The organism is Providencia sp. PROV236 (assembly GCF_033676985.1).
Classification (GTDB): Bacteria; Pseudomonadota; Gammaproteobacteria; order Enterobacterales; family Enterobacteriaceae; genus Providencia; species Providencia manganoxydans.
Genome location: NZ_CP096297.1, coordinates 1,903,761 through 1,929,741 on the forward strand (window position 1 = coordinate 1,903,761; position 25,981 = coordinate 1,929,741).

23 protein-coding genes are annotated in these 25,981 nt (G+C 39.6%); 16 read left to right on the forward strand and 7 right to left on the reverse strand.

Features of this window, described 5'->3' with window-relative positions:
• Nucleotides 1-100 precede the first annotated feature (100 nt).
• Nucleotides 101-964, forward strand: coding sequence for a DNA-binding transcriptional regulator YeiE (yieE, locus tag M1E96_RS08410; protein ID WP_140178484.1), 864 nt, complete (start codon nt 101-103; stop codon nt 962-964).
• A gap of 116 nt (nt 965-1,080) precedes the next feature.
• On the opposite strand, the gene M1E96_RS08415 is transcribed toward yieE, so the two are convergent.
• Together M1E96_RS08415 and M1E96_RS08420 are read right to left on the reverse strand one after the other, a co-directional pair.
• A complete protein-coding gene (locus M1E96_RS08415) occupies nt 1,081-2,058 on the reverse strand; it encodes a hypothetical protein (RefSeq protein WP_337979924.1) in 978 nt (325 codons plus the stop codon).
• Between the two features lie 152 nt (nt 2,059-2,210).
• Nucleotides 2,211-2,786, reverse strand: a complete 576-nt coding sequence (locus M1E96_RS08420) for a LemA family protein (protein ID WP_318705326.1) — start codon at nt 2,784-2,786, stop codon at nt 2,211-2,213.
• A 710-nt stretch (nt 2,787-3,496) separates the two neighbouring features.
• Here M1E96_RS08420 and M1E96_RS08425 point away from each other — a divergent pair.
• Nucleotides 3,497-4,987 carry an amino acid permease gene (locus M1E96_RS08425; RefSeq protein ID WP_319066550.1) on the forward strand — a complete coding sequence of 497 codons (1,491 nt, stop codon included), beginning with the start codon at nt 3,497-3,499 and terminating at the stop codon, nt 4,985-4,987.
• A 67-nt stretch (nt 4,988-5,054) separates the two neighbouring features.
• On the opposite strand, the gene M1E96_RS08430 is transcribed toward M1E96_RS08425, so the two are convergent.
• From M1E96_RS08430 to M1E96_RS08450, 5 genes are all read right to left on the reverse strand, one after another.
• On the reverse strand, nt 5,055-5,480 hold the full coding sequence (locus M1E96_RS08430) for a hypothetical protein (protein WP_140178475.1): 426 nt from the start codon (nt 5,478-5,480) through the stop codon (nt 5,055-5,057).
• Entirely contained in the window at nt 5,477-6,019 is a 543-nt protein-coding gene (locus M1E96_RS08435) for a LemA family protein (protein WP_272580003.1), read from the reverse strand. Before M1E96_RS08435 ends, M1E96_RS08430 begins: the two co-directional genes overlap by 4 nt.
• A 1-nt stretch (nt 6,020) precedes the next feature.
• Nucleotides 6,021-7,064 carry a hypothetical protein gene (locus M1E96_RS08440; RefSeq protein ID WP_319066549.1) on the reverse strand — a complete coding sequence of 348 codons (1,044 nt, stop codon included), beginning with the start codon at nt 7,062-7,064 and terminating at the stop codon, nt 6,021-6,023.
• A 21-nt stretch (nt 7,065-7,085) separates the two neighbouring features.
• Complete coding sequence (locus M1E96_RS08445; RefSeq protein WP_070927923.1) at nt 7,086-7,646, reverse strand: LemA family protein; 561 nt, start codon at nt 7,644-7,646, stop codon at nt 7,086-7,088.
• A 178-nt stretch (nt 7,647-7,824) separates the two neighbouring features.
• Nucleotides 7,825-8,805 carry a LacI family DNA-binding transcriptional regulator gene (locus M1E96_RS08450; protein WP_272580006.1) on the reverse strand — a complete coding sequence of 327 codons (981 nt, stop codon included), beginning with the start codon at nt 8,803-8,805 and terminating at the stop codon, nt 7,825-7,827.
• Between the two features lie 412 nt (nt 8,806-9,217).
• On the opposite strand from M1E96_RS08450, the gene M1E96_RS08455 reads away from it, so the two are divergent.
• From M1E96_RS08455 to dld, 14 genes are all read left to right on the forward strand, one after another.
• Nucleotides 9,218-10,135 carry a GNAT family N-acetyltransferase gene (locus M1E96_RS08455; protein ID WP_272580007.1) on the forward strand — a complete coding sequence of 306 codons (918 nt, stop codon included), beginning with the start codon at nt 9,218-9,220 and terminating at the stop codon, nt 10,133-10,135.
• An 83-nt stretch (nt 10,136-10,218) separates the two neighbouring features.
• Nucleotides 10,219-11,469, forward strand: a complete 1,251-nt coding sequence (locus tag M1E96_RS08460; protein ID WP_070927192.1) for an MFS transporter — start codon at nt 10,219-10,221, stop codon at nt 11,467-11,469.
• A 1-nt stretch (nt 11,470) separates the two neighbouring features.
• Complete coding sequence (locus M1E96_RS08465) at nt 11,471-12,547, forward strand: Gfo/Idh/MocA family protein (RefSeq protein WP_369427485.1); 1,077 nt, start codon at nt 11,471-11,473, stop codon at nt 12,545-12,547.
• Nucleotides 12,544-13,611 (forward strand): sugar phosphate isomerase/epimerase, encoded by a 1,068-nt coding sequence (locus M1E96_RS08470; protein ID WP_140178455.1) that lies wholly within the window; start codon nt 12,544-12,546, stop codon nt 13,609-13,611. Before M1E96_RS08465 ends, M1E96_RS08470 begins: the two co-directional genes overlap by 4 nt.
• Complete coding sequence (locus M1E96_RS08475) at nt 13,608-14,768, forward strand: Gfo/Idh/MocA family protein (RefSeq protein ID WP_369427486.1); 1,161 nt, start codon at nt 13,608-13,610, stop codon at nt 14,766-14,768. Before M1E96_RS08470 ends, M1E96_RS08475 begins: the two co-directional genes overlap by 4 nt.
• Nucleotides 14,769-15,058: 290 nt before the next feature.
• The gene (locus tag M1E96_RS08480; RefSeq protein ID WP_070927185.1) at nt 15,059-16,183 is read left to right on the forward strand and encodes an ABC transporter substrate-binding protein; all 1,125 of its coding nucleotides are present in this window, start codon (nt 15,059-15,061) and stop codon (nt 16,181-16,183) included.
• A gap of 21 nt (nt 16,184-16,204) precedes the next feature.
• A complete protein-coding gene (locus tag M1E96_RS08485) occupies nt 16,205-17,299 on the forward strand; it encodes a FecCD family ABC transporter permease (RefSeq protein WP_369427487.1) in 1,095 nt (364 codons plus the stop codon).
• Nucleotides 17,296-18,099, forward strand: coding sequence for an ABC transporter ATP-binding protein (locus M1E96_RS08490; RefSeq protein WP_369427488.1), 804 nt, complete (start codon nt 17,296-17,298; stop codon nt 18,097-18,099). The genes M1E96_RS08485 and M1E96_RS08490 overlap by 4 nt, the downstream gene beginning before the upstream one ends.
• Nucleotides 18,100-18,126: 27 nt before the next feature.
• Nucleotides 18,127-18,824 (forward strand): IS1 family transposase gene (locus tag M1E96_RS08495; protein WP_104872948.1). Its coding sequence is split into 2 segments (ribosomal slippage): nt 18,127-18,376 and nt 18,376-18,824, totalling 699 coding nucleotides; the frame shifts between segments, so codons are not numbered across the junction.
• A 294-nt stretch (nt 18,825-19,118) separates the two neighbouring features.
• Nucleotides 19,119-21,101, forward strand: a complete 1,983-nt coding sequence (locus tag M1E96_RS08500; RefSeq protein WP_369427489.1) for a ligand-gated channel protein — start codon at nt 19,119-19,121, stop codon at nt 21,099-21,101.
• 536 nt (nt 21,102-21,637) lie between these two features.
• The gene (locus M1E96_RS08505) at nt 21,638-21,853 is read left to right on the forward strand and encodes a hypothetical protein (RefSeq protein WP_140178441.1); all 216 of its coding nucleotides are present in this window, start codon (nt 21,638-21,640) and stop codon (nt 21,851-21,853) included.
• Entirely contained in the window at nt 21,843-23,225 is a 1,383-nt protein-coding gene (locus M1E96_RS08510; RefSeq protein WP_070927176.1) for an APC family permease, read from the forward strand. Before M1E96_RS08505 ends, M1E96_RS08510 begins: the two co-directional genes overlap by 11 nt.
• A gap of 175 nt (nt 23,226-23,400) precedes the next feature.
• Nucleotides 23,401-24,072, forward strand: a complete 672-nt coding sequence (locus M1E96_RS08515) for a hypothetical protein (protein WP_369427490.1) — start codon at nt 23,401-23,403, stop codon at nt 24,070-24,072.
• 161 nt (nt 24,073-24,233) lie between these two features.
• Complete coding sequence (gene dld / locus M1E96_RS08520) at nt 24,234-25,967, forward strand: D-lactate dehydrogenase (RefSeq protein WP_272580014.1); 1,734 nt, start codon at nt 24,234-24,236, stop codon at nt 25,965-25,967.
• Nucleotides 25,968-25,981: the final 14 nt, after the last annotated feature.

Genomic DNA, 25,981 nt, shown 5'->3' on the forward strand with positions numbered 1-25,981 from the left:
AAAAAAGTGGTTAAAAGTTTCTTCTGGTAACTTGGTAATAAATCATTAATATTAACAATATTATTACAAACACAAGCGAACAATGTTTGGAGCGACCTGTATGCGAATAACACTTAGGCAACTTGAGGTATTTACGGAAGTACTTAAAAGTGGCTCCACAACTCAAGCCTCTCAATTGCTTGCATTATCGCAATCTGCGGTGAGCGCTTCTCTGACTGATCTGGAAGGGCAACTTGGCGTGCAGCTGTTCGACCGTGTAGGTAAACGACTTGTTACAAATGAACATGGCCGGTTGTTATATCCAAAGGCACTAGCACTGCTGGAACAAGCTTTAGAAGTGGAACAATTATTTAAAAAAGAGATGGGAGCGGTACGATTAGCCGCAAGTACAACAATTGGTAATTACATGCTGCCGCAACTATTAGCTAAGTATCGCTATGACCATCCCTCCATTCCGTTAGAATTAAATATCAGTAATACAGAAGATGTCATTAAAGCGGTCATGGAATTTAGAGCCGATGTAGGCCTTATTGAGGGCGTTTGTCATAGCCCTGAATTAATTACTGAACCATGGCTAAAAGATGAATTAGTGATATTCGCAGCCCCAGATAATCCATTAGCGGGAAAAACGTTAACGTTAAAAGAATTAAGAGATGCTCCGTGGGTATTACGTGAAAGAGGCTCAGGAACACGTGATGTACTTGATCAACTTTTATTTGCACATCTACCCGGTTTTCATATTTTTATGGAGCTCGGCAATTCGGAAGCAATTAAGCATGCTGTACGTTTTGGAATGGGGATCAGCTGTTTATCACGAAGAGTGATTGATGAGCAACTCGCGAATGGTTCATTAGTCGAGTTAAACGTGGATGAGTTGCAGCTACATCGAACACTGTATCTCATTTATCATCGTCAAAAACACTTATCTAATGCGATAAAAAATCTATTAGATTATTGCAAATAGCCAAATTCCTCCAACATAGTCGTGCCGTAAACTTGGGGTGTTTACGGCTTAACTTAATCGCTTATAGGCTCAATTCGATTACTGATCTCGGTTTTTTTGATTACATTAAGTTGCAATTAAAAGTTTTTATCGGAGTATTTTACGAAGGTATTGTAAAGTTGTATCGCGGTGGTTAGCATGGGTAATTTCAAGTCTGGTTTGTTTAGCTCGTTGAGGAACTTATCGGGTGAATTTAAGCCATAATTAGGAGTGTAGTAAAGTCTATCGGCGTTACTAAAAGAAATACACATCATCTCATTTGCATTAATTTCCACATTTAAGCTATCAAGTTCTTTTGTCGCATTAACCAGCGCTTCGATGACCATTGGTTTTAAAAATTTACTCAATAGTAAGGGATCTTTAGCACCGAGTTTAAAATGTTTATTAAATTCTGCTGATGCTAATGAATAGTGAGTTTTGCAGGGCGTTTTTCCATCGCTAATAATGTGAATATCTTTGAAACCGGTGAACGGTAAAATTAGCCCATAACGATAGTAATGTAGTTCTTTTGTCCCTTTTGTAGTACGCGTTCGTTCAGTATATATAAAGTTATAGAAATAAAATGATGTTGATATTTCAGCTAAAGAACGATACTCCCATTCAATTTCTCTTGAACAGTTGCCTCTTTTAAACTGTTCAAAATCATTAAGCATTGTTTTAACGTTCCCGTTATGAGTAGGGTGGCAATTAAGCTTATTATCAAGTAGCCCCCACATTCGATAAATATCTCTATTTAATTGAGGAATATTACTTTCTCTTCCCCAAATGACGAGTAATGAAAAAAGACCAACAATAGAAATGAGTACGATATAAATACCCGTTAAGCTGAACCAGCTGAATCCACCATTTTCATTGGCATTAGCCCAAAGAATAGCAACGGCTAGTAGAGAAACAAGGCAAATAGTTAGAAACACTAGATTATTGAATTCTAATTTTTTGTTCTCAGCTTTTGCGATAAATATGGCTTCAGTGAGGTCATTATAGCTTTTGGCATTGTTGACCTGTTCTTGTATTTTATCAATAACTTGTTGAGTTTTAATATTACTTGATAGCATGTTTTAACATTGAACCTGTATATACCTAAATAATTTAAAATGTAGCTAGGTGACAAGCGGGTGAATCGCTAGACGCATAGAAAACGTAGTAACTGGTGTAAGTAAATGGTCGTTACTACGCTTTCACATAATGCACAGTGGTCAGTAGCGCATTAAAAAGTTGGAGTAAACCCGATATCGATAGAGGATTGCTCATGCTCAAAGGGTTGTCCTGGGTTCTTTTTGGTAAAGGTTTTGTTGATATAATTGTTAGGAAACTCTTCTATTGACGTATTAAATTCTGCAACATTACTGTTGTATATACGAATAGCGGCACTAATATTATCTTCTTGCTCGGAGATTTGATTTGCTAAGTCACGATAAAGATTGATTGATTTTAAATCTGGATAGTTTTCTACCGTGAGCTTAATACTCTTAAATAGAGTATCAAAGTTATCTTTGTAATTTTTTAAAGTTTGTGGGCTAACAGTCTCAGGGGATTTATCTAAATCAGATGCTAAAGAGCGCATCTTAGTAATTTCTGTTAAAACAGTCGACTCAAATTCTTTATGTTCATTCACAATTTTTTCAATTTTAGGAATAACTAATTCTTTTTGGCGAACTTGTACTATGACGTCAGCCCACGCTTGTCTCATTCGATTGTATTTTTTGATAATATTGTTATGCATTCTTACTGAAAAAATAGTAATAAGCGCGATAATTAGCATTAATACAAGCAGATCACTCATGATATTTTATTCCTTTATATATAATCTATTCAGATGATGAGTATACAATCGTCTCGAACTATTTATATTCATCATATTTCAAGTTAGGAAGTTTTCGTATTGAAGTCGGCGAACTAGGTTGGTGTGTTAGACATGCTATTTCTATCGGAGAAAGTCCTTCATCCACTATTAGCCTAGCTATATTTGGGTATACTGAGTCTATATTATACGATCATCGCTTATAGTGACCATAACGACTCTTTATATGCATATTTTATAAGTTCTGCTATAAGATAGCACTAAACGTTAAGGAGCACAAAGGAGCACATTTGACCTATTTCGACTAATCATTTGTCATTAAATTTGGTATTTTATAAATCAATTTATTATTGCTTCTCTGAACCATAATTAATTTATTAATTATTTAGGTAATATAATGATAAATATTTCTTAATGTGTAAATAAAAATTAATAAAAAGAGTGTTTCTAAGTATATCAATGTGTCTAAAACAAATATATTCGCTATTTTGAGGCTGGTGACCTTTAACGTTCAATAGCTATAAAAGAGTTTATTTTTTGTACGAAAATGATAGGGTTTACATAAATATTTTGCTAATAATTTTGTTTGGATTATGAAGGTATCTTATAACAGCCAAGAGTTACTTAGTTATGACAGGATGTTTTGCTAGAATTCATTCAATATTAGTTAAATGAAGAAATACAGGGAACAGATGTCAGAACAACATACCACTACGGTACAAAGCGGTGGGCAGAATAAATTGCGCCGTGAGCTAAAGGCTCGTCATCTTGCGATGATTGCGATTGGCGGATCAATTGGTACCGGTCTTTTTGTCGCATCAGGTGCGACAGTTGCTCAAGCAGGCCCCGGCGGGGCACTTTTATCTTATGCCATCATCGGCTTAATGGTTTATTTTTTAATGACTAGTTTAGGGGAGCTGGCGGCTTATATGCCAGTATCTGGCTCCTTTGCTACCTATGGTGCGAAATACGTTGATGAAGGTTTTGGTTTCGCTTTAGGCTGGAACTATTGGTATAACTGGGCGGTTACGATTGCTGTTGACTTGGTTGCAGCGCAATTAGTCATGACTTATTGGTTCCCTGATACGCCCGGTTGGATTTGGAGTGCAATATTCTTAGCAATTATTTTCTTACTTAACTACATTTCCGTAAAAGGATTTGGGGAAGCGGAATATTGGTTCTCTTTAATCAAAGTTACAACCGTTATTATTTTTATCGTTGTCGGTGTATTGATGATTTTTGGGATCATGAATGGTGCTGAAAATGCAGGATGGCATAACTGGACTATCGGTGATGCGCCATTTGCTGGTGGTTTTTCAGCAATGATTGGCGTTGCCATGATCGTTGGTTTCTCCTTCCAAGGGACTGAATTGATTGGTATTGCAGCCGGTGAATCACAAGATCCTGCGAAAAACATTCCTAAAGCTGTGCGTAAAGTATTTTGGCGTATTTTGCTGTTCTATATTTTTGCTATCTTAATTATCAGCTTGATCATTCCTTATACTGATCCAAATTTGCTGCGTAACGATGTTAAAGATATTAGTGTGAGTCCGTTTACATTAGTGTTTGAAAATGCAGGTTTACTATCTGCTGCCGCAGTGATGAATGCGGTTATCTTAACGGCGGTGTTATCAGCGGGTAACTCAGGAATGTATGCATCAACTCGTATGCTTTATACTTTAGCGCGTGAAGGTAAAGCCCCACGTATTTTTGCTCGCCTTTCTAAGGGCGGTGTTCCTCGTTATGCATTATTGGCAACCACCGTGATCGCTGCGCTGTGCTTTTTAAGTTCGATGTTTGGTAACCAAACCGTGTATTTATGGTTATTGAATACCTCAGGTATGACAGGTTTTATTGCTTGGTTAGGGATTGCTATAAGTCACTATCGTTTCCGTAAAGGCTATATTGCGCAAGGTAAGGATTTAAATGATCTGCCTTATCGTTCAGGCTTTTTCCCTCTTGGACCAATCTTTGCCTTTGTACTTTGTTTGGTGATCACATTAGGACAAAACTATCAGGCATTCTTAGAAGATAAGATTGATTGGGTAGGTGTAACTGCAACTTATATCGGTATTCCATTATTCTTAGCAATTTGGTTTGGTTATAAGATTGCCAAGAAAACATCGATTGTGCGTTATAAAGAGATGGATTTTCCAACTTATCGCGAAAATCTAAACAAATAGCACTAACTAAGCTTTGAGTGTGAATTGAGCCAGCTGATTTTATCAGCTGGCTTTTTTTGTATTTTAACTATTTTTTGTTTTTACGCTTATTTTTCTTATTATTTTGTGGTTTCTTTGATGTTGGTTGATTTTTTGTATTCGCAGTATTAGTCGCTTCTTCAGTAAACATATCGATATAACGTTGGTTAGATAGGCTAAAAGTGAGGCAGCTACCGACGATCACTATCCAAACCAAAATAAATTTTATTGTATCCTCAATCCTAAAGAGCAATAGCATAGGGATCATGATAACTAAACTAATAAATACTGAGCAGAGTAAAGCAAGGGTGATATAGCCTGAATAGCGTTTTAAGCCAAGGACATTAAGTAAGGTTATTATTACTATAATTCCTAATAGCATGCCGAAGGTTGCAAGCATCACCACAATAGCAGGTTCATTTTTTGCAAGTATCCAGTCAGTAAAGCCAAATAAAGAGAAAGGGATTGTGATCATCGTTTAGGCTCCTGTTGAGCATAGAGCAAAGAAATCATTTTGAATCCAAACAAAAAGGCAAAAATAACATTTGGGAACAGTTGAATACCGGTATTGTACAGCGTCACAGTTTGGTTAAAAAATTCGCGTCGATCAGCAATTTGATCTTCAATACGTTTTGTTTGGCTTTGTAATTCCAGCAAGGTATTTTTGCTAACTAAATGGGGATAGTTTTCAGCAATGATGATGGCTTTTTGAAAATAAGCAGCGGTTTGGTTTACTGTATTAATTTTAGTATCAAGATCTGAAGTAGAGATATAGGTATCTCGGCTTTTGACTAACATATTGATCAAGAATTTTTCATGTGTCATCGCTTGATCGGCTATTTGCACTATTGCAGGCAGTAAATCGAAGCGTTTTTTCAGTAACACATCAATATTGGCAAATGCCTTGTAGCAGTTATTTTTTAAGAAAACGAGGCTATTGTAGGTACCAACTAAATAGCGGATGAGCATATAACAACACAGAAGAATGATGATCCAAAAAACGATTAATCCCATATTACTTGCCACCTAGAAATGAGATCTGATTAAAATGCAGCGTGAGCAAGCCATTGTGGTACTCCATTGGCGTAATGAAAACAAACGCTACTAATATCAAAGCAATTGAAATGGTGATGACTAAATTTCTACGAAATGGACCGGTTTTGTTCCAACGAGTGACATATGCAGAAGGGGATAGCCCTAATAAATGATGCGGAGGCTTGCGGGTAATGATTGGGGTGCCGTTGTCAGAATCTACAGTCCCTATCAGTAAATAATTTTTGTTGCCTTCAATGATATATTCTTTATAGCGGATACTACCACTTTCAAAATCACTATGTGGTTGTAAGCCTGCGCAAACAAAGTGCTCAGGGTCACAAACAACTTTAATCGACCCAGTATCATCGGTTAGGGTAAAATCATGTATGACATTTTTACTTTTGATCAGCCGATAGCTTTTTTTGCCTTCTTTATTTTTTGAAATAGCATATTCAGAGTAAAACGAGCCATAGCAACTTTTTCCACCTAATTGGCTCCTAAGTTGTGTTCCCGCTGTGATCTTCCCTTCAATTTCGGCTAACCCCATGGCGACAGAACGAATTTTTGAGGTAGCGAGGTTTTTTTGATACTTCAGAAAACGTTTTTCTGGAGTGTTTTCGAGCAAATAAAAGACGATGGTTAAGACAAAGGCAAGAAAGAAAATACGAATATCAATAAAAAAGCCTAGCATTAAACTGCCGGCAAGAAGAAACATATAAATTGATTTAATGGATGCACTAAATTTAGTGTCGCCTTCATTTTGTAATTTCTGATAATGTGCATACGCACTGTTACTTAATCGCCTAACAAATTTAATGATAAGAAATGCGACGATTAAAATCACGGCATAGTAAATTATGTCGAGATAGTCACCCTTTTGAGGGGAAATATATACCCAAGCGCCCCAGACTATCGAAATAAATGGAATAATCCCCCAGTTCGTTTTTTTCTTTTGAGAAAATCTATTATCTAAATAGAAAATAAGTGCACCTAAAATTGCACCTAAAAAATAGTATATATTCATTTATGGCCTGTCACATACGGATTATTTGAATTGAATACCGTTATATTTTTTTTCATCATCTGAAATATCTAGTAATGGTAATAATTTAAAATTAAAGAAACCAGCAATAATGCTATTTGGGAACATTTGAATCGCCGTATTATATTCAGTTGTTGCATCATTAAACCCTTCGCGGCGTTGAGCTAACTTATCTTCAACTTCGCTAAGGGCAATTTGCAATTGAGAAAATTGCTCCCCAGAAATTAATGTAGGGTAATTTTCAGCAACGGCGACAATACGACTCAGCACACGACCCATTTCATTTGATGCTGAAATTTTATCATCAACTTGTTGGGCATTGAGATAACGCTGTCGTGCATCACTTAACGAAGTAAATAAACTTTTCTCGTGTTCCATTGCTTTTTCAGTAATAGTCACTAATTGAGGGATCTGATCTGCTCTTTGTTTTAAAATAACATCAATATTCGCAAATTGGTTATCAACTTGATTACGTGTACTGATTAGGCTGTTATAGATAGAAATACCCCAGCCAACAATAAATAAGAGTAAAATAATAAATACAACAGTGAGGATAATGGTCATATTGATGCCTTTTAATTAAAATTATCGCTTACTCATCATACTGCAAATTGCGGTATTGTTGACTTCTCTCATTTGTCCGCTAGCTGCACTTCAATGATGTTGAGTATGTATTGATAAAATATAAAAACAGAATGTTTCCTGCAATCAGAAAAAGTCGGAACAACGATTAGAGGTTAAATTAAGCAGACCCACGTTCTAATAATTTCCATTCAAGAACTTCATGGCAATCGTCTAATTGGGGATCTTTAATTTTACGCAGTAATAATTGAACACTACGAACACCAAATTGATGCATTGGCTGAATAATGGTTGTGAGGGGCGGGACTGTGACATCACCAAATGGAATGCCATCGAAACCCATCACGGCGATATCATCAGGGATACGTAACCCTTGCTGGTGGAGCACGCTCATTGCACCACCTGCTATTACATCAGATATCGCAAATATTGCATCAGGTCGTTGGTCGTCCTGTAATATCTTCTGCATCGCTTTGGCGCCACCGGTATAATCCAGCTCTTCAATATATTCTACTCGGCAATAATTGAGCCCAAGTTCTGTTAACGCTTTTCGATAGCCTTGTTCACGTTGCTGTGAATATAGGTAACGCATATCACTGTTGATTAAAGCAATGCGTTGACGGCCTTTCGCAGCGAGATGGTACACCCCTGCGATAGCGGCCTGTGCATTATCGATGGTCACTGATGATGCCCTAAAATCAGTATCACCTTCGCCACATTGAACCCATGGAAAATCACCGATCATATCGGTTAGTCCCGGTAGACAACTTATCGCATCCATGGTGATCACACCATCGACAACCTTACCGCTAAGTAGGCTTAAATAAGCCGATTCGCGGGTAGGATTGGATTCGGAATTACATAACAAAATATGATAACCATGTCGTTCTGCTTCTTCTTCAATGCCTCTAACAACCAAAGAACAAAAGGGGTTGGTAATGTTTGAAACGAGAACTAATAGCATACGGCTACGCGAAGTACGCAGTTGGCGGGCGAGTAGGTTAGGTTGATAATTACATTGCTGAATTGCCGTTAGAACCTTTTCTCGTGTCGCAGGTTTGACAATGTGTTGATTATTAAGCACCCGCGAAACGGTCGCTTTTGATACTCCTGCGATTTTTGCTACTTTATCTATCGACATAGCTTGTTTTTCCTTTTATTCATTGTCATGCACAGTATGCTACATCGTGCTCAAAAGTACGACTATACTCGTCATACTTCCAGTCGCAGTGTTGTCGATTTCATTCACTCGCGCAGTCACTTACTTATGTAAGCCCCTAGCGACTCATTCATTTGTCATTTGTCGTCTCACAGCCCCTCGAATTATTAAGATTTTATTGCACTGAACTTGTGATGTAGATTACAAATTCATCTTTTTGCTTGCTTTATAAGCACTTTGCTAGTTGCTGAAAAAAACAAATTGATTATATTTTAAAAATGAAATCGATTACATTCAATCTGAAATCGATTTCATTTAAGTATATTTAGCATAAGTGTATATTGCCATTTAGTAACAACCTCATTTTAAAAACTAAAAATGTGAGAGGTGATGGATGGATTTGCAATTACAGATAGCACAGCCTACTGATCGCAAAGCAGTGGCAGCATTAATCCATGATTCAACTAATCAGTGGTATCAACAGCATGGACTTGGAAAAATATTTCCTGCGGGCCCAGAAAGTTGTGAATTGTTTATCGAGGTCTACCACAAATTAGATGATGGTTATCACTGGATTGCTCGTGATGAGCAAGACATGATACGCGGCTCTTGCTTTTTCCATCTAAGAGAAACGCATTTAGGTTTAGGGATCATGAATGTACATCCTGATCATTTTGGTAAAGGTATTGCAAGTCGCTTGCTATCAAAAGCCGATGAACTTGCAGGGGATTTACCGATCCGTTTGTTGTCCAGCGCCCTAAATTTAGATTCTTATTCACTCTATCGACGAGCTGGTTTTACACCTTATGCCATCTATCAAGATATGGTTATCCCTGTTCCTATTGAGGGAACTGCGTTCCCACGACTGACTAATGGAAAGATACGTGATGCTCAAATTGAAGATTTAGCTGCCATTATGCAGCTTGAATCCGAATTATTGGGGATCTCGCGCAAACGCGATATTGAATATTTTCTGCACAACACCAGTGGAATATGGCGTATTGCGGTTTGGGAATTGAATGGACGCATTGAAGGGTATCTCGCATCAGTCGCTCATCCTGCATCTCGTATGTTAGGGCCTGGATGTAGTTATCGTTATGACGTTGCCCTCGATTTAGTGAATTGGATGCTAAATCATCATCATCGCGGCACAACACCTGTTGTACTAGTGCCCGTTGAAAGTTTGGAACTATCTCAAACCTTAATAAAGTGGGGAGCAAAGATCTGTGAATTACATCTTGCTCAAGTCAAAGGCTATGCACAGCAACCCAGCGGCATAATTATGCCGTCTTTTTTACCTGAAAGTGGTTAATAACAACAATATATCCTAAATAATTTGCTATGCGATTAGGTGATAACGTCATAGCGAGTATAAAAATTATAGTTGGGGGTCTTATGGGTATCAACAACATCGCTCAAGAGGGCAAGCACACTGCTTATTCATGGGTGGTACCGCGGTTAGCATTAATGATGTTTTTACAATTTTTTGTCTGGGGCGCGTGGTACGTGACGCTCGGTGTTGTCATGGGCAAATATGGTTTATCCGCTATTATTGGAGATGCTTATTCAACCGGTCCAATCGCCTCTATTTTATCACCATTTGTACTCGGAATGGTGGTTGACCGTTTTTTCGCTTCGCAAAAAGTACTCGGCGTATTACATCTAATAGGGGCCGTGTTGTTATGGATCATTCCTAACTTTTTTACTGCGGATCACAGCTGGTTATTGTGGCTGATTTTTGGCTATATGCTGTGCTACATGCCAACTATTGCTTTAAGTAATAACGTTGCATTTTATAGTTTAACGAATAGCGAAAAAGCTTTCCCAGTAGTGCGTGCATTTGGCACATTTGGCTGGATTGTCGCAGGGCTGATTGTCGGGGGAACGGGGCTGTCAGACAGTATCGAAATCTTCACATTAGCGGCGGTCGCTTCATTAGTTCTGGCTATCTACAGCTTTACGTTGCCACACACACCTGCTCCAGAGCGTGGTAAACCTGTTGCTATGCGCGATTTATTATGTGCTGATGCATTTGCCATGTTAAAGCAACGCCATTTCTTAGTGTTTATTATTTGTGCGATGCTAATTTCTATCCCGCTTGCTGCCTATTATGCCTATGCTGCACCGTTCGTTGCGGCAACCGGTTTTACTAATGTGGGTGGCGTGTTATCTATTGGGCAGATGTCAGAGCTGTTCTTTATGTTGCTCATTCCGTTCTTCTTTGCTCGATTAGGTATTAAGGTGATGTTGCTCATTGGGATGTTAGCATGGTTTTTACGCTATGTGATGTTCGCATTAGGTATCACCGAAGAGCTGCGCTGGATGATCTACATTGGCATCTTTCTGCATGGCATGTGTTATGACTTTTTCTTTGTTATTGGCTTCATTTATACCGATAAAGTCGCTGGTGAAAAAGTGAAAGGACAAGCACAGAGCCTATTAGTACTATTCACTTATGGGGTAGGGATGTTAATTGGTTCACAAGTTAGTGGGCTGCTATTTAACAATATGGTTACCGCACAAGGTGATGCTGCATTGCCTCAATGGCAACATTTTTGGTGGTACCCAGCAATTGGTGCTTTAGTGATTGCTGCACTGTTCTTCTTCACTTTCAACTATAAAGATAAACCTGAGGGAGAAAAATAAAATGGCTAATTTACAGGTATTAGTTGTGGGTTGCGGCAATATGGGAGCCTCACATGCAGAGGCTTATCATACAATGGATGATGTCGATATTTGTGGTTTAGTATCACGCGGTCGTTCTCGTGATGTACTCAATCAGCAATTAGGTGGAGGTTATCCTACATTCAGTGATTATGAACAAGCGTTACAACACACTAAACCTGACGCAGTTTGCCTAACAACTTACCCAGATACACACGAAGAATATGCGCTATTAGCCATAGCCGCAGGTTGTCATGTCTTTATAGAAAAGCCCCTTTCGACAACCGTGGAAGGAGCGAAAAGGGTGATCGCCGCTGCAAAGCAGGCTAACCGCCAAGTGGTAGTCGGTTATATTTTACGTCACCACCCATCATGGCAGCAGTTTATTCAGTTAGCTCGTGGGCTTGGCAAACCATTAGTGATGCGTATGAACTTAAATCAACAAAGCCATGGGCAGATGTGGAATGTTCACCGTAATTTGATGCAATCATTATCACCCATTGTCGATTGTGGGGTGCATTATCTCGATGTGATGTGCCAAATGGCTCAAGCAGAGCCCATTAGTGTGAGTGCGATAGGGGCTAGGCTCACCGATGATTTACCCGAACATATGTATAACTATGGTCAGTTGCAAGTACGTTTTGCGGATGGCTCAGTAGGTTGGTACGAAGCTGGATGGGGGCCTATGATCAGCGAAACCGCTTATTTTGTGAAAGACGTGATCGGCCCTCATGGCTCGGTTTCAATCATGGCTCGCCATAACGAAGGTCGCTCAGATAACGTTGGTGGGCATACCCGTACTGAATCATTACGCTTGCATCATGCGGCGCTTGATGAAGAAAATAATTTTAAGCAACCCGACAGTTGGATTGATTGTCAAGACGAACCCGACCATTTGGCCTTATGTTTAAGTGAGCAGCGTTATTTTGTTCAGGCGATTAAACAGCAGTTAGATCTCAAACAGCATTTAGAGGATGCATTAAATAGCTTACGTATTGTTCTTGCAGCCGATGAAGCGGTTCGCAGTCAACGCACGGTGATACTTAGGAGCGGGTCATGAAAAGGATACAAGGACCGGGGTTATTTTTAGCCCAATTTATTGGTGATAGTGCTCCTTTTAATTCATTGGATGGATTAGCTAAATGGGCGAGTGAGCTTGGTTTCACCAATATTCAAATTCCAACAATGGATCCGCGAATTTTTGATCTGGATTTGGCTGCGACGAGCCAAAGCTATTGTGATGAGACAGTTGCACGGCTTCAACAATATGGCATTCGTATTAGTGAATTATCAACTCATATTCAGGGGCAGCTGATTGCAGTACATCCCGCCTATGATTCAGTATTTGATGGATTTGCTCCTGAATTAGTGAGAGGAAACCCTAAACTGCGACAAACATGGGCAACTGAACAGCTGATGAAAGCGGCAGAAGCTTCACAGCGGTTGGGTCTAACCACGCATGTGACATTTTCTGGAGCGCTGGCATGGCCTTATTTTTACCCTTGGCCTCCCCATAATGCATTGTTATTTGAGGAAGCGTTTGAACAACTCGCACAGCGCTGGCTACCCATTCTTAATCGATTCGATGAGTGTGGGATAGATGTCTGTTATGAATTACATCCTGGTGAAGATCTGCATGATGGTGTGACCTTTGAACGCTTTCTTGGATTAGTGAATAACCATCCACGTTGTCATATCTTGTATGATCCGAGCCATTTACATTTACAGCAAATGGATTATCTCGGTTTTATTGATTGCTACCATCAACGGATCCGAGCATTTCATGTTAAAGATGCCGAATATACCCCCAGTGCCAAAAGTGGCGTGTACGGTGGTTATCAGCCATGGTTAGCGCGTGCAGGGCGTTTCCGCTCATTGGGTGATGGCCAAATTGATTTTAAATCCATTTTCAGCAAGCTAACGCAATATGATTTTTCAGGTGTTGCAACCTTAGAGTGGGAATGTTGCTTAAAATCCCCTGAAGCGGGGGCGAGGGAAGGGGCTGAGTTTATTCAACGTCATATTATTCCAATCGCAGAACATGCTTTTGATGATTTTGCTGCCGTAGAAACCGATCCCCAACAAATCAGAGCGCTTTTAGGCATAAAAGGTGCTGATGTATGAGACTAAAATTAGGCATGGTTGGTGGTGGCGAGGGGGCATTTATTGGTGCGGTTCATCGATTGGCGGCTCGCATGGATGATGAGTATGAATTAGTGGCTGGTGCATTTTCTTCCGATCCTCTAAATTGCCAACGTACAGGGCAACGGCTGCATGTGTCACCTGATCGTTGTTATGCGGATTATCAACAGATGGCGTTAGCAGAAGCGCAACGAACGGATGGCATTGATGTTGTTGCGATTGTCACACCCAACTATTTACATGCGCCTGTCGCAACCGCATTCCTCAATGCAGGCATTGATGTGATTTGCGACAAACCCTTATGTACTTCTTATAAGGAAGGATTACAGCTAGCACAAACGGTGCGTGATAGTGGCCGACAACTGTTTCTAACTCATAATTACAGTGCTTATCCATTAGTACGTGAAGCGCGTAGTCGAATACTAGCAGGTGAATTAGGAGAGATCCGCTATATCGAAGTGGAATATTTACAGCAATGGCTAGCGACTCAATTAGAAGCAACGGGTAATAAGCAAGCCAGTTGGCGAGCGGATCCGCAAAAAGCAGGAGTAGGCTGTATTGGTGATATAGGCACACATGCATGGCAATTGGCTCAATTTGTGACTGATATGATCCCGTCAGCGATCCGCGCAGAACTCTCCTCTTTGATTTCAGGTCGCCAGTTAGATGACGATGTACATGTACAAATGCGTTATCATAATGGTGCTAAAGGCCGTTTGTGGGCGAGCCAAGTTGCTTGTGGAGAGGAGAATGGCCTACGTTTACGAATATATGGTAGCCTCGGAAGTTTAGAGTTTTTACAAGAAAATCCGAATCAATTACGGATGAAACCTTTCGATAAACCTGCGTATTATATTACGCGCGCGTCGTTGTCCCAATATGCAGAAAACCGCCAGTTAGCACGTGTTCCCCCTGGTCATCCCGAAGGTTACTTAGAGGGATTTGCGCAAATATATCGCGAAGCGGCTAAATGCTTACGTGAAGGAGCGCAAGCTGCACCATTGTTGCCAAGAATTGATACTGGCTTACTAGGGATGGCATTTATTGACGCGGCAAAACGCAGTAGCAGTAATGATAGCCAATGGATTGATTTAAATAAATATATTCGTGATGATTCACATTATCGCATGATTGATTAAGGCATGAGGGCTTGGTTCACTCGTGACACTTCACCTAATTCCTATGCGGCTAGTTACCTGAATTATTCGCGCATAGACATTGTCATTACCTCTTTATTATATTCTCAAATAGGCCAGTTAATTGGCCTATTTTTATGATAATTGTTTGAGTTTTACACTATCGATTACCGAGTAGGATCACAATTTCGCCAACACCTTTAATTAAATTGGCAATCGTATTGATAAGTATTCTTATTTGCTTTATTGTTATGGCACTAAAATATGGGGTAAAGAGGTGTAAAGTGAATTGCATGGCGAAATCGTTAGCAAAGGGGATAAGTTTAACACTATTAGCAAGTTCAGTGTTTACCATAAGCGCCAGTGTCTTGGCCGCAACTGTCACTGATATTGCTGGACGTACTGTTGAAGTACCTGATAATGTTAACCGTATCTTACTTGGCGAAGGTCGCTTATTTAGTGCAATAGCCTTACTCGAAGGCGATAAGCCTTTAGATCGAATTGTAGGTTGGCAAGGTGATTTACGTAAATTAGATCCACAAACTTACGCGGTATATAAAGATAAATTCCCCCAAATCGATAAAATTCCTCTGATTGGTAATACTAGCGCGGACAGTGTTAGCGCTGAAAAAGTATTAACACTCAATCCTGATATCGCTATTTTTGGTCTGTCAGGTCATGGACCAGGAAAAAATAGTGAGTTAGTAAATCAACTTGAAAAGGCCGGCGTGCCAGTGGTTTTTGTTGATTTTAGAGATAACCCTCTGAAAAACACCTTACCTAGCATGCGGATGTTAGGAAAAGCATTAAATCGTGAACAAGTTGCGGAAAAATATGCTGATTTCTACGAAAGAAACCAAAAACTTGTCACAGATATCACCAGTCATATCCCTGAAGATAAAAAACCAAGTGTATTTATTGAATTACGTGCTGGTGCATTTGAAGATTGCTGTGGTACCGCAGGTGACGGCAATATGGGGAATTTTATTGACCTTGCTGGCGGTAAAAATATTGCCAAAGGGGTACTTCCGGGCGCACTGGGCACGATGAATTTAGAAAAAATTATTGCCGCAGATCCACAAATTTATATCGCAACAGGTGCGAAGGCACCAAAGAGTAAAGACGCGGGGGTGCAACTTGGCGCACAAAGTACCGCTGAAGATGCAAAAGCGAGTCTAAAAGCCATAACTGAGCGCAAAGGTATTCATTCTTTATCTGCCGTGAAAGATGGTAAAGATTATGCGATTTGGCATAACTACTACAACTCACCTTATAACGTGTTAGCGACGCAAGTATTCGCTAAGTGGTTCTATCCAGAGCAATTCGCGGAGCTTGATCCGCAAAAAACCTTAAATGAATTGCATAGCCAGTTTTTGGCGGTAGAGCCAACAGGTATATATTGGGTGAGTGAAAAATAAATTTAGTAGGTAATTATCATCATGAGTCTTACTAGCGAGCCAATGTCAGTTCTAGAACAGCCAGCTAAAGAACAGAATAATGGTATAAAACATCATTATCAACAAATGTTACGTCGTCGAGTGGCGTGGATTGCTGTGATTATTGCAGCCATCTTGTTGTCACTGGTGATAGATTTTACCCTCGGGCCATCGGGGTTATCGTTGGAAAAATTATGGCAAACACTCGTCTCCCCTGAGTCTGTTGAAGCAGGGACGCGAGTGATTGTTTGGGATATCCGGTTACCCTATGCGTTGATGGCTGTGGTAATTGGTATGTCACTAGGCCTCGCTGGGGCTGAGATGCAAACCATTTTAAATAACCCATTAGCTAGCCCGTTTACTTTAGGGGTATCCAATGCCGCAGCATTTGGTGCAGCACTGGCGATTGTTTCAGGTATCGCTATCCCCGGAGTTCCTGACCAGTGGGTGATTTCTGCTAATGCGTTTATCTTTGCATTGCTGGCTGCATTAATGCTTGATGCGGTAACTCGTTGGACGCGTGTGGCAACTTCAGGTGTCGTGTTATTTGGTATCGCCTTGGTATTTACCTTTAATGCACTGGTGTCGATGATGCAGTTTATTGCGACAGAAGATACGCTCCAAGGTTTGGTTTTTTGGACTATGGGGAGTCTGTCGAAAGCAACATGGGTGAAATTAGGTGTAATGGCATTGGTATTTGCACTGGTTTTCCCGATTGCGATGATGAGTTCATGGAAATTAACGGCGTTAAGGCTTGGTGAAGATCGTGCCATTAGTTTTGGTATTGATGTGCGTCGTTTACGTTTAACAACATTATTGCGTATTAGTATTTTATCTGCGCTGGCTGTTGCGTTTGTTGGCCCAATAGCCTTTATTGGTTTAGTTGCACCACATATTGCCCGTTTAATGTTTGGTGAAGATCATCGATTCTATCTTCCTGCAAGCGCATTAATTGGTGCATTAGTGTTATCGATGGCATCAATTGCCTCGAAAAATATTATACCGGGTGTGATTATCCCTGTTGGTATTGTAACTTCGTTAGTTGGGGTGCCATTCTTCTTAAGTATTATTTTGCGTCACAGAGGAAATGTATCATGACAGATGGCCTGATTATTAATCGCTTTAATGCAGGTTATCCGAAACACCCTGTGATTGAAGATTTAACGACACAGTCTTTACCAAGAGGCAAGATAACTGTTTTACTAGGGCCAAATGGGAGCGGTAAATCAACGTTATTGCGTTCTTTGGCTGGGCTAAATAAAGCAACAGGGCAGTTGTTGCTTGATGGTATGGATTTAACCCGTCAAAACTTTGCCCAGCGTGCCCAAAATGTGGTGTATTTGCCACAAAGTTTACCGGCAGGTGTTCATCTTTATGTATTAGAATCCGTGATTGTTGCTCAAAGGGCATCAGGCGGCTTAAGTAATGAAAATAGTAAAGATGAAGTGATGCATTTATTGCGTCAATTAGGTATTGAACATTTAGCATTAAGTTATTTAGATCAACTATCGGGTGGCCAAAAACAATTGGTTGGTTTGGCTCAATCATTAATTCGTCAGCCTAATTTACTATTATTAGATGAGCCATTGAGTGCACTTGACCTTAATTATCAATATCATGTTATGGATTTGGTCGCGAAAGAAACTAAACGCCGTAATATAATAACGGTAGTTGTGGTTCACGATATTAATATTGCATTAAAGCATGCAGAGCATGTGTTAATGCTTAAGAAAGGCAAACTTATTGCGCAAGGTGAACCTGAAGAAGTGATTACACCGGAAAGCCTAGCCGAAGTATATGGTGTAAGGGGGCGTATAGAGCGCTGTTCGCAAGGTGTGCCACAAGTATTGGTTGATGGTTTAGTGGGTCATGTATTCAATCCGGTGATTAACCTGTAATATAGGGTAATTTATCGGAGAATATTCATGGCTAAAGTCGATGTAAGGTGCCCATTTTGTCAACAAACGCCCCCAGTGAAAAAACATGGATTAGGTAGCACTGGTCATCAACGTTATCGTTGCCAAGATTGCTGCCGAAGCTTCCAACTCGATTATAAATATCGTGCTTGCCAACCCGGAACTAAAGATAAAATTATCGACCTCACGATGAATAATGCCGGTATTCGTGATACTGCTAGGGCCCTTCATATCAGCATTAATGCGGTTGTTCGTACTTTAAAAAACTCTCGCCTAGACAGGTAACCTCTTTACCTCTTGATAATCTGCACATTGAACTCCTTTGCGAGGTCGATGAACAGTGGTCTTTTGTGACTAATAAGAAGCAACAACGCTGGCTTTGGTATGCGTGGGAGCCCCGCCTAAAACGGATTATTGCTCATACGTTTGGTCGTCGAAACAAAAGGACTCTTCGCCAGTTACTGGCTTTACTGTCTAGGTTTAATGTCGCTTTTTGGTGCACGGATAAGTTCAGTGCTTATGAGATATTGCCCAAGCAGAAACATGTAGCAAGTAAGTTTTATACGCAACGAATAGAAAGAGAGAATTTGAATCTGAGAAACCGCTTGAAGCGCCTTAACCGTAAGACGTTAGGTTACTCGAAGTCACCTGAAATGCATGACAAAATTATCGGGACATTCATTGAACGTGAACACTATCTATTATGATGATCTCTATATTGAATACACGACCGTTTAGTGAGTACAAGATTAGCCAGTTAATTAATGAAGTGTGTCTATTAAGGTTGAATAGGCACACGAATAAAAAATAACATTATATTTTTTGCTGGTAATTAATTATAGGAAATTTATTGTAAATGGTTATATACCATAAATTTCCTATAGGTAATTTATATTATCTCATAATCAAAAAATAATAATATTTGTAATAGGGTTAAATCCCTATATTGAGCTTTGTCACATCAAAAAATTAAATCTAATTTATCTCTCGGAGAGTTGGGAATGGTTGTTTTTAATAAAAGAAAAATTGCGGTCAGCATTATTGCGGCTATTGCATCTGCACCTGCATTCGCTGATAACAGTAAAGATGTGATGATGGTTACCACTGCATCTGGTTTCCAGCAAAAAATAGAAGATGCACCCGCTTCTATTTCTGTGATCACTCGTCAGCAATTAGAAGACAAAGCCTACCGTGATGTGACGGATGCCTTGAAAGATGTACCTGGTGTATTAGTCACCGGTGGGGGAAGTAGTAGTGATATAAGCATTCGAGGTATGGATGCAAAATACACGATGATCCTGATTGATGGTAAACGTGTTGATACCCGTAGTACACGTCCAAACAGTGACGGTTCAGGTATCGAACAAGGGTGGTTACCACCATTACCTGCAATTGAGCGTATCGAGGTTGTTCGCGGACCTATGTCTTCTCTGTATGGTTCAGATGCCATGGGCGGCGTTATCAATATTATTACTCGTCGAGTCCAACAAGAGTGGACCACAAGTTTACGTGCAGATACGACAATTACGGAAAGAAAAAACTCAGGTAACACGGGACAGGGCAGCTTTTATACATCAGGTCCATTAATCGATGGTTTGCTTGGTGTGAAACTAAATGGTCAGTATTCACACCGTGGTGAAGATAAAATTGTCGATGGATTTAATCGACAAATTATGGCAAGTGGTGGTGGAACACTTTCTTGGACTCCAGACGAAAAAAATACCATTGATGCTGAGTATAAACGTGATAACCAACACCGAGATGACCGTGAAGGTTATAGTAATAAAAGAGGTGATGGCAGTGGCTTTAGCAAATATGAATTAACGCATATGGCGCTAACCCACACAGGTATTTACGATATTGCTTCAACTGATACCTATGTACAGTACGATGAAACCAAAAACCCAGGTCGTAAAATGACTGCGGAAGATCTTGTGTTCCGTAATCAAAGCGTCTTTTTGCTGGGTGATCACAGCTTAAGTCTTGGTGGTCAATACCGTAAAGAAAAACTGAAAGACGAAGGGAATAAATTTAAACAATATAATAAATTAGATCGTTATAGCTGGGCGTTATTTGCAGAAGATGAGTGGTTAATGACCAATGATTTTGCATTAACAGGCGGTATTCGTATGGATAAAGATGAAAACTACGGTAGTCATTGGACTCCACGTCTTTACGGTGTGTGGCATGCAGATGAACAGTGGACAATTAAAGGTGGTGTAACCACAGGTTATAAAGCGCCTAGCTTACGTGAGTCATCCGCAAATTGGGGGCAAGCAACGGGTGGTAGTAGAGGAAATGCGGTTATTTATGGTAACCCTGATCTAAAACCAGAGAAAAGCGTTACTGAAGAAATAGGTGTTATTTGGAACAACCAAGATAACATCACTGCGGGTATTACTATTTATAATACCGACTTTAAAGATAAAATTACCGAAGTTAGACGTTGTGAATCAAATAATCCATCTCTAAGACCATGTACAGTTGCTGAAGATGGTGAAGGTGATATCGCTGGTAAGCCATATAACTTTATCAGCGATAAAGCGAACGTAGATAAAGCCAGAATGCGTGGTGTGGAATTAACCTTTAATTGGGGCATTTTAGATAATTTAGAGTTTGCCGCTAATTATACTTATACCGATACAGAGCAAAAAAGTGGTGTAAATAAAGGTAAACCATTAAATAAGCAACCTAAACATATGGGTAATACCACATTGACTTGGCAAACGACTGAAGATCTGGAAACATGGACACGCATGAATTTCCGCGGTAAAACGTCAGAATACCAAGGGCGTGGTCAAAAAATGGCAAGTGGTACACCGTCTTATGCACTGTTTGATTTAGGTGCTAGTTACCAGTTAAACAAAAATGCCAATATTGTTGGTGGGGTATATAACGTCTTAGATCGTCGTGTGGATAATGCAACCTATGGTGCAGAATTAGAAGGTCGTCGTTATAACATCGGTATCAACTATAACTTCTAATTGGTGTTAGATACTTGTCATCTTTCAAGTTGCAGGGGGCGTTAGGGTATAAGGGATTACGCGGCGCTCGTTGAGTTACATAGTTTATCTATGTTCTCCACCTACCTGCACTTTGCATTATGTAAAGTATAAATAACTTGATCAAAGCCTTCTCGCTATTGCCAGAAGGCTTTTTTGTTTATAGTGCAAAAAAGTCTAAAAATTGTTTATAGTGCAAAAAAGTCTAAAAAGACATATTTAATGGCGAAAAATTATTGAATAAAACAGGTTATTAGCTCTTGCCGTGAAAATAATAAACATATCAGAAATTCTCATCAAATATTGTCCACTTTTTTGACGATAACTATTGCTATTTCACTACTTGAAGTGCAAAATGCGCGAACTAAAAAAATGACTGATACCCCAATTACTGGTATCGGTTTTTTTTTGCTTTTTAAGTTCGTTCATTTTCACGGGGCCGGATGATAGGCCGGATAGATAAATTATATTTTTGCGTGTAGCTAACATTTAATGCTACCGATTTGAGGAATGCTTGCATGGCTTACTTTTTCGCATTCGCAGCAGGGCCTGGTGGCCGCGGTTGCCGCATCGATGACTACGGAGCAACGACTTGCTTCGCTAATTCACCGTTCAACCTCTCTTCTTTCTTTTCTGCCTATAGGCAGATGCAAAGTCTTCCCAGTAACTGTCGATTAAGTAGGTCTAGTAGTACTCAATCGAAAGTTATGGGAGGGCTTTGTCATGCCAAATAATTCAATACCACTATCAATCGGTAACAACCAAACTGGTGCTAATAACCGTGTGCAACTTGCAAAAACATTAACGTTAATGCAAGTCGTGATGATTGGTCTGGCTTATATTCAGCCAATGACCATCTTTGACACATTTGGCATGGTATCCGATAAAACCGGCGGACACGTCCCGACTTCTTATATTATTGCGCTTGTCGCGATACTATTTACTGCTCTGAGCTACGGCAAATTGGTGAAACGTTTCCCATCAGCTGGCTCAGCGTATACTTATGCTCAAAAATCAATGAGTCCACACATTGGCTTCTTAGTCGGATGGACATCATTGCTTTCCTATATCTTTATGCCAATGATCAACATTTTATTGGCCAAGATCTACTTACAAGACATCTTCCCGACAGTTGAACCGTGGATATTTGTGGTTGGTTTAGTGATTTTAATGACCGCGGCCAACTTGCGTGGAATTAATGTGATTGCTAACCTCAGTACGGTTATTGCTATTATCCAAATTGGTGTGATGGCAGTCTTTACTATATTGGTTATCCACGGGGTATCAAATGGTGAAGGTACGGGTGAAATATGGACATTTAATCCATTTGCTAATGAAAAAACAGAGTTAATTCCACTGATTGCTGGAGCAACCATTCTCTGTTTCTCATTCTTAGGTTTTGATGGGTTAAGTTCATTGTCTGAAGAAACACCTAATGCAGGTAAAGTGATCCCTCGTGCGATTTTCTTAACCGCATTAATTGGTGGTATCATTTTCATTACGGTTTCATTCTTCTTACAACAGTATTTCCCTGATGTTTCACGTTTTCAGAATATCAACGAAACTCAGCCTGATATTATGCGTTTTGTTGCAGGGGCATTCTTCCAATCTATTATTTTGGTATTCTCATGCGTTACAGTATTAGCATCAGGCATGGCTGCACACGCAGGTAGCGCGCGTTTGATGTATGTTATGGGACGCGATGGTGTATTCCCAGAAAAAGTATTTGGTCATGTTAGCCCTAAATGGCGTACCCCTACTTATAACGTGTTAATGGTTGGTGTATTGGCACTGGGTGCGATTTGGTTTGAAATGGACTTTGCAACAGCGCTGATTAACTTTGGTGCATTGATTGCTTTCACCTTTGTGAATATTTCTGTGATCAGCCAATTCTTTATTCGTGAACGTCGTATGAGTGGTTTTAAAAATATCCTAAATTATTTGATTTTACCTGTTATTGGGACACTAACCGTTTGTGTGTTATGGCTGAATATCGAGGAAGACTCAATGGTTTATGGATTGATTTGGACAGCGGTTGGCCTGATATATATGGCGATATTGACGAGAATGTTTAAACGACCAATGCCGCAAATGAGCGATGTCTAATTTGACATTATCGAATAAGCGATATTGAAGTTATATCAATGTATAATAATTAAATAGCGCCATAAGGCGCTATTTTTGTTATGAAAATTCATAATAGAGTGGTATCACGAATCTTCTTATTGACTGGACTTACTGATATTTCATAATGTAACACCTAGATTATAAAGGAGAAAATATGAATCCTTTCTATTTTGAGCCCTCTACACAGGAACAACCATTTTATAAAATTGATATTCAGTACACACCGGCAAGTTACAAAGAGATGCTCACTGAATTTAAGCAAGAATTGATTAGCCTATATAAAAGAAAATTTAAAATTATTCGCTGGATAGTCCATATTGATTTTGTGTTGTTAATTGCATCATTTATACGTTTCACATTTGATGATCCCTTGTTTTTTCATAAAAATATCCCTTACTACACGACGATAATACAAATAATAGGTGGTTCATTTATTATTTTGGGATTATTTGTTTTATGTTTTCGATTTGGATTGTGGCGCGCTGTATCATTGCATGGATCTTTTTTAAAACAGGGATTGATTAAAGCAGATAAAATAAACCATTATTGGTTCTATCCAGAAGGATTTGTATTTGATGAGCCAAACCAAAATATTAGCCTTTACTGGGATGCTTTACATTATGTTGCTGTCTATGAGACTTGCGTGAATTTTGCCTTTTGCCCGCCTAAGACCGAAAAGGGGCGGTATACCGCAGACTATGATGAAATTATCATTCCTTTAAAGTCGATAAATGACAAAGAATTTCTTATCAATGCGTTGAAAGAGCTAAGTAACGATTGTTTTGATTTTTCAGACCAAAGAAAAAATAAACAAGTATGTAGATAACTATGTGTATATATCCTTAATATGGAATATTTTTGGCTATTTAAGAAGTCCTTAAGATAAATAATATAGCCTATTAATATCTTAATATTATGTGATACTGTTGTTAGCACTAGTATTATACTACCAATAATCAATATGAATTCGAGTGAAAAGGCGCGCATATGAACAATGCAAAAAATCCTGAGAACCAACGACTATTACTCACACTCAGGAATATTGTTGGCAACAAAAATATCCTTGTTGAACCCCATAAAACTGAGCGTTATCGTAAAGGTTTTCGCTCAGGTGTGGGGGATGCGATTGCGGTTGTATTCCCTACGACTCTGTTAGAGCAATGGTATGTGTTTAAAGCCTGTGTTGAAGCAGATAAAATAGTGATTATGCAGGCAGCAAATACAGGGCTAACTGAAGGGTCTACACCAAGTGGCTATGATTATGATCGCGATATTGTGATCATCAGTACATTGCGTTTAAACCAAATCCAAGTACTCCCAGAGTTTAATCAAGTGGTTGCCATGCCGGGCAGCACGCTTTATGACTTAGAAAAAATACTAAAACCACTTGGTCGTGAGCCTCATTCATTAATTGGCTCATCGTGTATTGGTGCTTCAGTAGTGGGAGGGATCTGTAATAGTTCCGGTGGTTCTTTAGTCCGTCGAGGCCCTGCATATACAGAGTTAGCTTTATATGGCCGCGTTAATGAAGACGGTACAGTCGAGCTAGTTAACCATTTAGGAATTGATTTAGGTGAAACACCGGAAGAGATATTAACGAATCTGCAAAACCGTCGTTATCGTACTGAAGATATTGAGCATAGTGAAAAATTGGCTTCTGATCATGACTATGCACAACGGGTACGTGATGTTGATGCAGATACGCCATCTCGTTTTAATGCTGATGAGCGTCGTTTATTTGAAGCATCTGGTTGTGCAGGGAAACTGGCTGTTTTTGCTGTACGTCTTGATACCTTCCCAGCAGATACTTCAACTCAGGTGTTTTATATTGGCTCGAATAACCCTGATGTACTGGAAGATATTCGTCGTCATATTTTAAGTGAGTTCAAAAATTTACCCGTTGCTGGTGAGTATATGCACCGTGGTTGTTTTGATATTGCAGAAGTGTATGGCAAAGATACCTTTTTAATGATTGATAAATTCGGCACAGATAAAATGCCGCTCTTTTTCACCATTAAAGGGCGTATTGACGCGGTGTTCAATAAAGTGCCTTTATTGCCATCAAATCTTGTTGACCGCACTATGCAATTGCTTAGTAAATTATGGCCATCGCATTTACCACCGCGTATGAAGCAATTTCGCGATAAATATGAACATCACCTAATGCTAAAAATGGCGGGCGATGGTATTGCAGAAGCACAAGTGTGGTTAAAATCATTTTTTGCTAGCGCAGATGGCGGCTATTTTGAATGTACTCCCGAAGAAGGCGCTAAAGCTTTTTTACACCGTTTTGCAGCGGCAGGCTCAGCAGTTCGCTATCATGCCGTGCATAATAAAGATGTTGAAGATGTTTTACCTTTAGATATTGCATTACGTCGTAATGACCGCGACTGGTTTGAAAAACTGCCACCTGAAATTGAAAAATTATTAGTACATAAATTATATTGTGGTCACTTTATGTGTCATGTGATGCATCAAGACTATGTATTGAAAAAGGGCGTTGATCCAAAAGAACTGAAAGAAAAAATGTTAGCGTTGTTGGATGAACGCGGTGCGCAGTATCCTGCTGAGCATAATGTGGGCCATCTTTATAAAGCGCAGCCGCAGCTTAAATCTTTTTATAAACAAGCGGATCCCACTAATACTATGAACCCTGGTTTAGGGAAAACCACCAAGAAGAAAAACTGGGAAGGGGATTGTGGGTGTAACCACGACCATTAAGGTTGTTGGCGAAG